The organism is Paenibacillus sp. MMO-58 (assembly GCF_037146255.1).
GTDB lineage: Bacteria > Bacillota > Bacilli > Paenibacillales > Paenibacillaceae > Pristimantibacillus.
Genome location: NZ_JBBCVY010000005.1, coordinates 200,572 through 213,562 on the forward strand (window position 1 = coordinate 200,572; position 12,991 = coordinate 213,562).

The following is a 12,991-nucleotide window of genomic DNA, read 5'->3' on the forward strand; positions in this document are numbered from 1 at the left end:
GAAGATGATTATGAACGACAGGAAAGTTGTAGAAACCGCATCTTTGCATCTGCCAGTCCAAAACGCATCAACAAAGTCCTCTCTCAAAAAGTTTGCGGTCAGACACAAAGATGCATTAATCGCGACAGCCATCTTGAGTCCAATGATTCTATGGTGGCTTGTCCTATCGGGGTTCCCGACGCTATTTGGCTTTTTCCTTGGATTTTTTGATTGGATCGGCATTGCGGCCCATCCGAAATTTGTCTGGTTTGATAACTACGTTCGATTTTTCCACGATCCGCTATACTACGAAGCCTTATGGAGATCGATCTGGCTTGGGGGACTTGTTACCGCAATTACCCTGATTGCCGGCTTTGGAGCAGCCTTGCTGATGAATATGCCGCTGTTCGGCAAAGGAATCTACCGGTCCATCTGGTACATTCCAGCGGTTACGTCAACGGTTGCGACAACGCAAATTTTTAATCTCCTCCTCGATACCAACAATGGCGTTATTAATAACTTTCTGAAATCGATCGGCAAGGAACCCATCGTGTGGCAATATTCCGTCTTCTGGGGCGTGTTCTGGATCGTCGTCTACTCGGTATGGAAGGGCGTTGGGGGCGCGGCGCTCATCTGGCTTGCGGGTCTGCAGTCCGTTGACGTCTCCTTGTACGAAGCGGCGGAGATCGACGGAGCGGGGCGCTGGGGCAAGCTTTGGAACGTGACGCTGCCGGGCTTGAAGCCGATTGCAACTTACATTGTCATTACAAGCTTGATTGGCGCGATTCAGATCTACGAGCAGGTGCTGTTCATGACGGGCGGCGGTCCTTACGGGAAAACGGAAGTGCTTGTATTCCGCATCTACCGCGACGCATTCTGGGACTTCAACCTTGGCATGGCGGGAGCCTCCTCGCTTATTATGGCGGTTATCGTTTTTGCGGTCACCATCGCTTATTACCGCTGGTCGACGAATTCGGACAGAAGCACAACGATTAAGATCAAAGGGGTTAAAGGAGGTCCTAAAGCATGAAAGATTCCTTATCCAAAAAGCTGGCGTTTCAATTGAAGCCTGGCAATCTGTTTGCCCATCTGGTTTTGCTGGGTATCGGACTTGTCCTGTTATACCCTTTGGTCTTTATGATCCTGGCCGGCTTCTTCACGAAAGACGAGTTTACAAGCTCCATTATCGGGTTGTTACCGATTGCCAAAGCGCCAACCCTTCAGAACTTTTTAGTTCTGTTCTACGGCTCTGCCGATGCAGGCATACAGAAATATTTCATTAATTCCGGCTACCGCACGATTTACAACACCTTCTGGGCGCTTCTGACTTCTTTGCTGGCCGGATACGTGTTCGCAAGGCTTCGTTTCAAAGGGAAAGACCAGCTTTTTCTTGTCCTGCTGGGGACGCAAATGATTCCGGGAACCATTGCCCTCATTCCAACTTATCTGGAATTTGCGCGGTTTCCATTTGCAGGGGGCAACCATATTTTTACGGGAGGCTCCGGCATTCTCGACACGTGGTGGGTATACTTCATCGGCGGACCAAGCTTGAATATTATGGGGGCATTCCTCGTTAAGCAGTCCATTGAGAAAATTCCGTTCGAGCTCGATGAAGCTGCTAAGGTGGACGGTGCGGGGACCATGCGCATAATCTTTCAAATCATGCTGCCGCTGCAGCTGCCGATTATGGCGTTTATTGCGATCACAACGGCGCTTGGGACATGGAATGACTTTGCAACGCCGTTCTTCTATACCTCTTCGGATAAGCTTCAGACGCTGCCTGCCGCGATAACAAGGCTGTCCTCGGCCGCCGTAAGTCCGGGGGCGATTCCGAACTGGCCGCTTATCATTACGCTTGGTCTAGGCATGACGGTTCCCGCGCTGCTTATTTTCTTCTTCTTCCAGAAGTATATTGTGCAGGGTCTCGCCAATACCGGTATAAAGGGTTAAGAGAAAATATTTGTTATAACATATTGAATATAACAAATAGTCATGATATATTAATGCCAAGAAGTCAGTTATCCTAATTTGGAGGGGTTCAATGTGAAAAGGAAAAAGATCACATCCTTGCTTGTAACTGCACTATTAACGGTCTCATTATCAGCTTGCGGCGGCAACAATAACGGCAATAATTCGGCAGCTACCAACTCGCCGCAAAATTCGGCAACGCCGGCGGAATCCGCATCTGCTTCCCCGTCTCCATCGGAAAGCACGGACACATCGGCGGGAAATCCGGTAACGATTACGGTTCTGAACGAAGGGGCCGTAGGGATCGGGGTTGGCAAGCTGGACGATCTGTTCGCGCCGAAAGAGAAGGAATTGAAAGGCAAAGGCATTGATGTTACTTATACGCCTGGCAATCCGGTAGCGGCATTCCCGCTTCATTACCAGAAAATTATCGCAGGCAAACTGCATGAGAAAAATATCAGCGTTAAAACCGAAGACTGGGGCTGGGGCGAGCCGCTGATCCAGAAAGAGACGGCAGGCTTCCTGGCTAAAAACGTTCCGGACATTATCGTGGGCGAAACGCAAATGCCCGGCTTCGCTCAGCAAGGGCTGCTTGAGCCGTTCCCGGACGATATGGCTGCGGATATCCGTGAGCATGTATCGCCTGCGGCATGGAAGCCAATGGAATACGACGGCAAAATTTACGGTCTTGCTTCGCAGCCTGGCGTAAGCAGCCTGTATTGGAATAAGAAGCTGGTGAAAGAAGCCGGCATCGACCCGGAGAAGCCGATTACTTCCTGGCAAGAGCTGGCTGACAATGCGAAGAAAGTAACGGAAGCGGGCAAAGGCAAGTTCTATGGCGGCGGCGTTTACGCCGGTCCTAACTTCGGCGGATACCTGCGCTACGGCGCTCTGATCGGAATTAACGGCGGTTCTTATGCCGATGCGAACGGCCAACCGACCTTCAACTCCGATGCAAACGTAGAGACGGTTAATTTGCTCCGCGAGCTGAACGCGGATCATCCGGCCGGTCTGATGGTTAACAATACGGAAGGCACGTATTTCGACGCATGGAACAAAGGCCAGATTGCTTATCTGATCGATGGTCCTTGGCAAGTACAGCAGTGTAAAGACAACAAGCTGGAATGCGGCATGTCGCCGATTCCTCTGTCGCCTAACGGAGCGGCTGCCAACGTAACGATTGGCGCAGCTTTCCACTCGGTACCGAAAGACGCGAAGAACAAGGATGCGGCATTCGAATATATCAAAGCAATGTACAGCAAAGAAATTCAGCAGCTGATTGCGGACTCCAACGTTCGTTCCCCGATTCTGAAGGAAGTTGCCGAGTCTCCTGAGTATCAACAAAAGCATCCGGAAATGTACTTGCATTACCAAGCGATGAACGGCAACGTCCAAGGTCTTCCTACCTTTGCGAAAGACAACTCCAAGGTATGGCAAGTATGGGGCGACGCGGTGGTAAAATCGCTGATGACCAAAGGCGACGTAAAGGCCATTCTCGACGACGCCCAAAAGAAAGCCGAACAAATCACCAAATAAAAATCTAAAAAGAGGACTTTCTTAACACGTCCTGTACGGCCAGAAAAAAATTATCGTTGAGCAGAAAAGGAGTTGTGGTATCTCTTTTAAGAGCGGAGCGTCCGCCTTTGCCTGAAGGAAATTTCCATTAACTAAACCTAATCAGAATTTCCAGAGGGCAACAGCGGCGTAAAGAGATACCACTCTCCCGAAAATGCTCAATAACGCTAATTGTTTTCCGGCCACAGGACTGTTAATCAGTCCTCTTTTTTTCACAGGAGTGACTTTATGCCATACGAAACGAAACGAATCAAGCTGCAGAAAGCGAAGGAGCTCCTTCCCCGCATACGTGAAGCGATCTACCAACCTGTCTCCGCGCTGAAAGTAACAGCCTGGGTAACGAAGGAGCCGGTGCCTTACGCGGAGCGGACCTCCGGCGAGCTTGTCGAGCTTACGCCCGGCGCGAAATGGGGCAACCTGTGGGATTGCGCCTGGTTCCGGTTTGAAGGAATTGTGCCTGAGGCTCTTAGCGGGAAAAAGGCCGTATTGTTAATCGACGTCAACGGTGAGTTGTGCCTCGTCGATAAGGAAGGCTCGCCGATGCAGGGCTTAACCAACATCAACTCCGAATTCGATTTCAGCCTTGGCCTGCCGGGCAAGCGCGTCGTTGATCTTGGCTACGAAGCCGCAGGCCAGCAGATTGATCTGTGGGCGGATGCCGGCTGCAACGACCTGTTCGGCAGATACCGCAGCGGCACCTTGAAGGAAGCCGATATCGCGATCTGTTACGAGGAAATCCGGCAGCTCTATTACGATTACGAGGTGCTTCTCGAGCTCGCCGAGCATACGCCGGAGAACGGTGCACGAAGAGAACGCCTGATTCAAAGCCTCTATGACGCGGCGCATAAGCTGCAAGTGATTAATGAGGAGACTGCTCAGCAGGCGAGAGAAATTCTGGCCAAGGAGCTTGCCAAAAAAGGCGGCGATCCCGTTGTGACGGTCAGCGCGATCGGCCATGCGCATATCGACCTTGCGTGGCTGTGGCCCATCCGCGAGACGATCCGGAAGGGCGCACGCACTTTCTCTACCGTACTTACGAACATGGAGAAATACCCGGATTACGTATTTGGCGCAAGCCAGCCGCAGCTCTATCAATGGATGAAAGAGTATTATCCGAAGCTGTACGACCGGATCAAGAAGCGTATTGAGGAAGGACGTTGGGAAGTACAAGGCGCGATGTGGGTGGAGCCGGATACGAATATTTCCGGCGGCGAAGCATTGGTTCGTCAGATCCTGTACGGCAAACGGTTCTTCCAGCAGGAATTCGGTCAGGAGATGAAGGTGCTGTGGCTGCCGGATGTATTTGGCTATGCGGCCAGCTTGCCTCAGCTGCTCAGAAAGTCGGGCGTCGATTATATGATGACCCAGAAATTGTCGTGGAACGTGTATAACACGCATCCTCATCACAGCTTTGAATGGGAGGGTATTGACGGAAGCAAGGTTCTGGCGCATCTTCCGCCGGAGGATACGTACAACAGCCCGGGCGCGCCAAGATCGCTTGCCAAGATTGAGAACAGCTATCTCGACCGCAACGTATCCGAGCATGCCTTGATGCTGTTTGGGATCGGCGACGGCGGCGGGGGACCGGGCGAGGAGCATCTGGAACGGCTGTCGCGCGAACATAATCTTCTTGGACTGCCGCCGGTTGTTCAAGAGTCTTCCTTGTCTTTCTTCCATAAGCTTGAGGAAGAGAGAGCGCGCTTCCAGACGTACCGCGGAGAGCTGTACCTGGAGAAGCATCAAGGTACGCTGACCTCGCAGGCTCGGAACAAATGGTATAACCGCAAGATGGAGAAATCGCTCCGCGAGCTTGAATTTGCGGCTTCCCTATTGCTCGCAATGGGAGAGAATGCGTACCCGTCCGAGGAGCTTGAAGGAATTTGGAAGGAAACGCTGCTCTATCAGTTCCATGATATTTTGCCGGGTTCATCGATTACTCGCGTCTTTGAAGAATCGTTGGAGCGTTATGCCGCGATGCATGGCCGTACGCTGGAGCTGATTGCGCAAACCTATTCAAGAGTTGCGGAGCTCGCGGGAGCCCGTGAAGGTCAAGCCGTTGTCTTTAACTCTTTGCCGTGGGAACGCGAGGAGGTTGTAGAGCATAAGGGCAGCCGTTATGCCGTGAAAGTGCCGGCAATGGGCTTTGCGTCTCTTGCAGAGGCGGGGCTTCGCCAGGAGCGGACGGAACAATCCGGGCTCTTCGCAGGCGAGCAGCTTCTCGAGAACAAGAATCTGCGAATTAGTTTTGGACAGGACGGAAGTATCGAGTCGATGTACGACAAAGCAGCAGGCCGGGAAGCGATTATGCCGGGCCAGAAGGCCAACGTGCTGACCGTGTATCACGACAGAGGCGATGCCTGGGATTTCCCTCGGGATTACCGGGAGACGGTGGCAGGCTGCATGAAGCTGGAAAAAAGCTCCTTCTCGGTTGAGCAAGGCCAGGCGGTGCTGGAGCAGCATTACCGGTTCGGGGAATCCTCGCTGGTACAGCGGATTGTGCTGGATGAAGAAGCAACAACCGTAAGATTTGAATCCAAGGCGGATTGGAAGGAATCGGAGAAGATGCTTCGCGTCTCCTTCCCGGTTCAGGTCATGTCCGACCATGTGAACTGCGAGATTCAATTTGGTTATTTGAAGCGCCCGACAACAAGGAATACGATGATCGAATTTGTCCGCGATGAAATATGCGCGCATCAATATATCGACCTGTCGCAGCCGGACTACGGCGTAGCTCTGCTCAGCGACAGCAAATACGGCTACAGCGCGGAACGGAACGTGCTGGACATCAATCTGCTTCGCAGCCCAAGCTATCCGGATCCGGTGGCCGACCGCGCGGAACATCAATTCGTCTATGCGGTTTATCCGCATCGCGGAGACTTTATCCAAGCGGAGGTATACCGCAAAGGGTATGAGCTGAATACGCCGCTGACGGTGGCCGAGCCTTCTCAGGCTTCTTCCTCAGCAGCACGCATGGCTTCCTTTGCCTCTCTTGTTCAGGTGAATCATCCGCATGTCATGATCGAAGCGGTGAAAAAAGCCGAGGATTCGGATGATCTCATTATCCGTCTGTACGAGGTGTCCGGAACGTTTGCCGAAACATCGGTTGGTTTCGGAATTCCGGTCTCGCTCGTCGAGGAAGTGGATCTAATGGAAAATACGATCGGTGAGGCTGGAGCGAAGCTGTCGTTCCAACCGTTCGAGATCAAGTCGCTTCGCGTGAAGCTCTAGTAACGGTTAATCAATCAGGGGGGAAGGCGTAACAGCCCCCTCCTGTTTTATTTTCGGCTAATAGGCGAATGGATAGAGGAGGCTGTTGCAGTCATGATCAGAAAGAATCGGCAGGAAGAGTTAACGGGCTTTCAGGAGGGTGGACCCTACCATCCGTCCTATGATTTGCAGACAGACTTCGTTATGGTCTATGGCATCCATGGGGATTTTCAGGAACGGATCCGGACGTGGAAGGAAAAAGGCTATGTTGTTCATCTCATGACGGGCGTGTCCTGGGGCGGCTATCAGGACTACCTGAACGGTAAGGTCGACGGCCGGCCGCATTGGGACGAAGCGCAGAAAAACCGAAAATACGAAAATATCATTCACGGCACCTCCGTGGATATCCCTTATATGGTTCCAACGATCGCTTACGCCGATTTTCTGACCGAACGAATCCGGATCGCCGTAGACGCCGGCGTAGAGGCGATTCACCTGGAGGAGCCGGAGTTCTGGGTGGAGGGCGGTTATTCGGATGCGTTCAAGCGCGAATGGGAGATCTATTACCGCGAGCCTTGGCAGGCTCCGCATGCTTCGGTAGATGCGCAGTACCGCGCTTCGAAGCTGAAGGCTTATCTGTATACCCGCGCGCTTGACCGGATCTGCAGCACCCTCAAGGAATATGCGATGCAGAAATACGGTCGCCGGATCCGGTTTTACGTGCCGACGCATAGCCTTATCAACTATACGCAATGGCGGATCGTCAGCCCGGAATCGAAGCTGCTTGAGCTGCCGGGGGTAGACGGCTATATCGCGCAGGTATGGACGGGTACGGCGCAAACGCCAAATGTGTACAACGGCGTCCGCAAGGAGCGTACCTTTGAGACGGCCTATCTGGAATACGGCATTATGCAGGAGCTTGTCCGCGGCACCGACCGCAGAATGTGGTTCCTGCATGATCCGATTGCCGACGATCCGAAGCATACGTGGAAGGATTACCGAAGCAATTATATCCGTACGCTGGTCGCTTCTCTGCTGCATCCGCATGTGAGCCGTTACGAAGTATGTCCTTGGCCGAGAAGGATTTATCAAGGGCAGTACCCGAGAGAAGGCGGGAACGGCAAGGAGAGAATTCCGGCTGCTTACGCAACGGAGCTGCAAACGGTGTTAAACGTGCTTGGAACCATGGATGGGCAGGACGCGGAATGGCTGACGGACAGCTTGCAGGTAGGTCTGCTGCTTGCCGATTCAGCGATGTATCAGCGTAATCACCCGGATTGGAGCGAGGAAGCTACTTCCTTCAAATACGACGGCACGGAGGTTGCGTCGGCGCTTGGCAGCGAGTTTATGGAGCTGCTGGACTGGTCGCCGTTTTATGGCCTTGCTCTGCCGCTCCTCAAGCATGGCGCAGCCGTCCGTCCGGTTCAGCTCGACAATGCGGGAAGATTCCCGGGGTATCTGGACGATTACCGCGTCCTGCTGCTCAGCTATGAATATATGAAGCCGGAATCGTCCGGTCTGCATAATGTGTTGGCGGAATGGGTGAAGGAAGGCGGCACGCTGATCTACGTCGGAGACGGCAGCGACGACTTCCATACCGTCCGCGAATGGTGGAATCAAGGAAGCAAGAAGTTCGCTTCTCCGATGGAGCATCTATTCGCAAGTCTTGGTCTGGAGACGTCGCTGGCTCCGGGAGAATATGCCGTGGGCAAAGGCTGTCTGGCTTACCTGCCTCTGCATCCGTCGCAATGCGCAGTCCTGCCGGAAGCTGGCGAGCAGCTGAGACAGACGGTAGCCTCCGCTATTGCAAAAGCAGAGAGCTCTCTTCGTTGGGAGAAAAAGAACGGCATGGCGCTGCGCAGAGGCCCTTACATTATTGCAGCCGTGCTGGATGAGTCCGTGAGCGAAGAGCCTTATAAAATTTACGGCAAGCTGGTTGATCTGCTGGATGCCAGCCTTCCTGTTGTGGATGAGGTTACGGTTCACGCAGGCGAGCAAGCGCTGCTCTATGACCTGAGCCAAGCGGGAGAAGGCGTACAGCTGATCGCGGCAGCTTCCCGTATTGACAGGGTGGAAGAGAACGCTGAAGGGTTTAGCTTTGCGGCTTACGGACCTGAAGGCATTCAGGCTGCCGCCAGATTCCAATGCCCGCGCAAGCCCAGAACCGTGGCTTTTAGTGCGGCGGGGACCTCCATTCGGATGCCGCTGGAGTTCAAGTGGGACGAAGGAAGCTCGACGTTGCTTTTCCGTTACGAGAATGATCCGGCCGGCGTGTCGGTAAAGGTGATTTGGTAACGGGCTATTTTCAAGGGGGAGGAAGATCGAGTGAAGGGCAAAGGTAAAATCATTAGCATTTCCCTGGGCGTTATCCTCGTTGCAGCCGTATCCTCGTATCTGGCATGGCCGGAGAAGAAGGAAGGGGTCAGCTGGCCAAGCAAGCAGGCTTTGCCGACGTTTCAGGCCCCAGCCGAAACACTTGATCTCATTTATACGACAGACAGCTATTACTATCAGGCCGAGAACGAAGCGTTTGGGCATGACACGGGCAAAGCGGACGGCGACGGCTGGTTGGCGGAAGCGGGAAGCGATGCTGCCGGCAAGGCGATTTTGGACGTAACGGGGCGCAAGGAAATACCGGCGGGAGAAACAAAAGCTGCGTTTAATATGCAGGTCGATAACTTTGCGGATGAGGACGGCGTTGTCGCCACGCTCGAGGTTCGGGACCAGACGGCGGATGCCGTTCTTGCTTCGATGGAAGTCCGCAACTGGGATTTCCGGCTGCCGAATGCGTCGCAAAGCTTTGAGCTTTCTTTTAACGCGCCGGGAGAAGGGCATGAGCTGGAATTCAAGGTGTTATGGACCAGCAAATCCACGATGAAGCTGTTTGATGTTGGTGTGTTCTGGCCGCTCCGCAAAGACGAGAACTTATTGTTCACCTCTTTGAAAGGCGTCGTGAATCAGACGAAGCCTCGCATCTATTCGTATACGGACAATGTCCGGGGCTCTACAGGTACGGCCCTGCTTGATGACTTGGGGCTGAAATATGCCGAGGTGAAGGATAACTGGGAGCTGCTGAACAAATACCGTTCCGAGCTGAAGGGGCTCATCGTCTACGATGATCAGCAGCCGGATACCATTAATCTGGCAACTACGATTGCAGGGCTGAAAAATGCGATTGTCGCTCCGCCATCCCTCGTAGATAAGCTGACAGGAGCGCCGTATAACCTGCCAGTAATCGAGGACCTGCGCGGCAAATTCAGCTCCAAGCTGGAGGTCTACGGTTATCTGTATGACCGCTATTGGAAGCAGACGACGCATAAAGCGATTGTTGGCCTGGACCCGGGCATCCAATCCTATCTTCGCGATTATGCAATGGGAATGGACGCCGCAGTGGTCTGGTTGAATCCGGCGGATGAGGGTGAGTCGGCGCTGCTGGATAAGTTCCTGCAGGATATGCCTTACGGGACGGGGCTGTATCTCGGCTGGTGGCCGGATGAAGGGATGGGCGTCAAGAAGACGTCGGATTACGGGCTTGCGACGGTGGCCAGCGACTTCTCCTCGAACCTTAGCGTGCTCAGCGGTACTTCGCGGTCGATTGCGATGCCGAAGGCGCCGGAGAAGCCAAAGCTCGAGAATAAAGTGTATGTCTCGTTTATTTTGAGCGACGGGGACAACCTGCAGTACATGGAGCATGCCTTCTGGAACGTGTGGAATACGCCGAACCGCGGAGAGGTGCCGCTTGGCTGGACGATCTCGCCGCTGATGGTCGATACGATGCCGGGCCTGCTGAATTATTTGTACAAAAACGCTACGCCTAATGATGCTTTTGTTTCCGGCCCGTCCGGCGTGGGTTACACGTACCCGAACTTCTGGGAGAAGGAAGACGGGCTCGACCGCTTTATCGAGCGTACGAACGATTATATGAAGCAGGCGGGTCTAAACGTACTGACCGTGTGGAATTACGTGAAAGGCGAGATTAAGCCGGAGGTGGCTGAAAAGCTCGCCAAGCATGCCCCGTCGCTGCTCGGATTTACTTCGCAGTTCGGTACCGGTACGATCGGGGTCTACGGCAACTCGATGCCGGGCCAGGAGCTAAACGTGGCCTACGGCAGCGCGGAGAGCGACCTGACAAGCGGCATTGCCGACGGTCTCAAGAAATGGGACGGCAAGTTGCCATCTTTTGTCTCCATTCAGGCGAACCCTTGGCAGGTCAGCTATCAGAACTTCGTCAATGCGATGAACCTATACAAGGATAACGCTGATGTTGTATTTGTCCGGCCGGATGTTTACTTCCAGCTGATGAGGGAGAGCAAGGGGCTTCCGGTGACGCCTTAATAATATCGATAGAGACAGTCATGCATCTTTTGGATGCTTGGCTGTCTTTTTTTATAAGGACGTTAAGGAGGATCAATGGGCGAATGGGTACAGGCCTAATGCCACCTTGCTGAAAACGCTTTCGCTTGATAGACTGAACATATCTTTCCGAGCAGGAGGAGAGGCGTACTGAAGCTATCGATTAAGACCCAACTGATCATCAGCTTTTTTGTCGTTATGATCCCCGGCGTGCTGTTCTTCATCGGCAATAATCTGTACGCAAAAAACGTCGTCCGCGACAAGGTTACCGAGACCTACCGGAATACGCTGGATATCTTCGCCGACCATACGGACCGGACGCTGAACGACATTACGAACTATTTAAACAAGCTTGGCGTCTACGATACTGACGTAGGCGTGCTCAATTCCTTCCCTCCGGGCAGCGACAACTACGTCCTGACCAAGGTTCGCATCCAGCTTAAAATCAACCGCGACATTGGCTTATACAATGTGATCGACACCATTTTTCTCTTTAACTCCAACGAACTCATCCTGAGCACCAGCTCCCAGAATCAGTACGGCATCCTCCAGAACGTCTTAAATGATAACGTCCGGCGCATCGTGGACGAGAGCACGCCGGGCCGCTGGCTGCTATGGTACGACCGAAGAATCGAGGGCGGCAATTTTCTCGTGCAGGTAACCGAGGTCCCTGATACCGGACTGTACGTCGGCGCGATTATTCGCATGTCGGAAATCGCCAATCAGCTGTCCATTCAATGGTCGCACGGCGATATCGGAGAAGCAGCCATCTACCGCTCGGATGGCACCCGTCTAGGCGGGCAGGGAACGGACAGCCATGTGCAATTGAATCGGACAGACCTGATTCGCGAGAACGCGCCGTACCGGTTCGTGAAAGACGGGGAGACCGGAAAGCGGTACTTGGTGATGAACCGGCCCAGCGAGGTGGCCGACATGACGACCAGCATCCTTATTCCCGAGAGTTATATTTTGCAAGGTCTTCCCTATTTCCAATTGCTGACGTACGCGATGGCGGTCGGCGTCATCTTCATCTTCTCTCTCTACCTCTTCTTTATCCGACGCGCGCTGTTCAAGCCGCTGCAGCAGCTGATCAGCGGCATGAAGAAAATTTCGCTCGGCATGCTCGACGTTCGGCTGCAGACGAACAACACGCTGGAGTTCGTCTTTCTCGCGAACACCTTCAATAACATGGCGGAGCAGATCAAGAGCCTGCGAATCGGGATGTACGAGGAGCAGCTGAGGGCCCAGAAGATCGAGCTGAAGCAGCTGCAGGCGCAGATCAACCCGCATTTTTATATGAACAGCCTGAACATCATCTATAATTTCGCGGCACTGAAGGATACCGATTCGGTGAAAAAGATGGCGCTCCATCTGGGGGATTATTTCCGCTTCATCATGCGGAGCAACCGGGAGCTGATCACTCTTGAGGAGGAGCTGAAGCATATCGCGAACTATCTCGAGATTCAGAAGTTCCGTTTTCCGCGCAAACTTGGCTGCGTCTATGACATTCCCGACTGCATGAACGGCAGTCTGATGCCCGCCCTGTCGATCCAGCCGTTCGTGGAAAATGCGATCATCCACGGCTTCGTCAATCATCGCAAGCCTTTTGAGATCAGGGTCCGCGGCGAGCTGCTCGAGGAGAAGGACGGGCCTTTTATGCAGATTACCGTGGAGGACAACGGTGTTGGCTTTCCCTTGGAGGTTCTGCAGCGGCTGAATGAGGGACAAGGTCTCCCTTCCGCGGATTCGAGCCGGCTCGGCATTGCCAACGTCATCCAGCGGCTCAAGCTGCGGTACGACGCTGCCGCGCGTATCGATTTCCGAAATACAGACGGCGGCGGAGCGGCCGTCGCGATCAAACTGCCGGTATCGACAGAGCCCGAGCTTCCGGAAGCGAAAGGAGAATGAC

The 12,991-nt window shown here is 53.5% G+C and carries 7 protein-coding genes; all 7 read left to right on the forward strand.

Going from position 1 to position 12,991, the window contains the following annotated elements:
* Positions 1 to 10 precede the first annotated feature (10 nt).
* The gene (locus WFJ73_RS16775; RefSeq protein ID WP_336774162.1) at positions 11 to 1,009 is read left to right on the forward strand and encodes a carbohydrate ABC transporter permease; all 999 of its coding nucleotides are present in this window, start codon (positions 11 to 13) and stop codon (positions 1,007 to 1,009) included.
* Positions 1,006 to 1,929 carry a carbohydrate ABC transporter permease gene (locus tag WFJ73_RS16780; protein ID WP_336774163.1) on the forward strand — a complete coding sequence of 308 codons (924 nt, stop codon included), beginning with the start codon at positions 1,006 to 1,008 and terminating at the stop codon, positions 1,927 to 1,929. Before WFJ73_RS16775 ends, WFJ73_RS16780 begins: the two co-directional genes overlap by 4 nt.
* A 93-nt stretch (positions 1,930 to 2,022) precedes the next feature.
* On the forward strand, positions 2,023 to 3,483 hold the full coding sequence (locus tag WFJ73_RS16785) for an extracellular solute-binding protein (protein WP_336774164.1): 1,461 nt from the start codon (positions 2,023 to 2,025) through the stop codon (positions 3,481 to 3,483).
* A 267-nt stretch (positions 3,484 to 3,750) separates the two neighbouring features.
* Positions 3,751 to 6,750 carry an alpha-mannosidase gene (locus WFJ73_RS16790; protein ID WP_336774165.1) on the forward strand — a complete coding sequence of 1,000 codons (3,000 nt, stop codon included), beginning with the start codon at positions 3,751 to 3,753 and terminating at the stop codon, positions 6,748 to 6,750.
* Positions 6,751 to 6,843: 93 nt separating this feature from the next.
* The gene (locus tag WFJ73_RS16795; protein ID WP_336774166.1) at positions 6,844 to 9,024 is read left to right on the forward strand and encodes a hypothetical protein; all 2,181 of its coding nucleotides are present in this window, start codon (positions 6,844 to 6,846) and stop codon (positions 9,022 to 9,024) included.
* A 30-nt stretch (positions 9,025 to 9,054) separates the two neighbouring features.
* Complete coding sequence (locus WFJ73_RS16800) at positions 9,055 to 11,064, forward strand: GxGYxYP domain-containing protein (protein WP_336774167.1); 2,010 nt, start codon at positions 9,055 to 9,057, stop codon at positions 11,062 to 11,064.
* A 216-nt stretch (positions 11,065 to 11,280) separates the two neighbouring features.
* Complete coding sequence (locus tag WFJ73_RS16805; RefSeq protein WP_336774168.1) at positions 11,281 to 12,990, forward strand: sensor histidine kinase; 1,710 nt, start codon at positions 11,281 to 11,283, stop codon at positions 12,988 to 12,990.
* The last annotated feature ends 1 nt before the right edge of the window (position 12,991 follow it).

What these genes read in the sequence shown, in the direction of transcription:
- WFJ73_RS16780 (WP_336774163.1), top strand. Translation starts at nt 1,006, where the DNA reads ATGAAAGATTCCTTATCCAAAAAGCTGGCGTTTCAATTGAAGCCTGGC.
- WFJ73_RS16795 (WP_336774166.1), top strand. Translation starts at nt 6,844, where the DNA reads ATGATCAGAAAGAATCGGCAGGAAGAGTTAACGGGCTTTCAGGAGGGT.
- WFJ73_RS16775 (WP_336774162.1), top strand. Translation starts at nt 11, where the DNA reads ATGAACGACAGGAAAGTTGTAGAAACCGCATCTTTGCATCTGCCAGTC.
- WFJ73_RS16790 (WP_336774165.1), top strand. Translation starts at nt 3,751, where the DNA reads ATGCCATACGAAACGAAACGAATCAAGCTGCAGAAAGCGAAGGAGCTC.
- WFJ73_RS16805 (WP_336774168.1), top strand. Translation starts at nt 11,281, where the DNA reads ATGATCCCCGGCGTGCTGTTCTTCATCGGCAATAATCTGTACGCAAAA.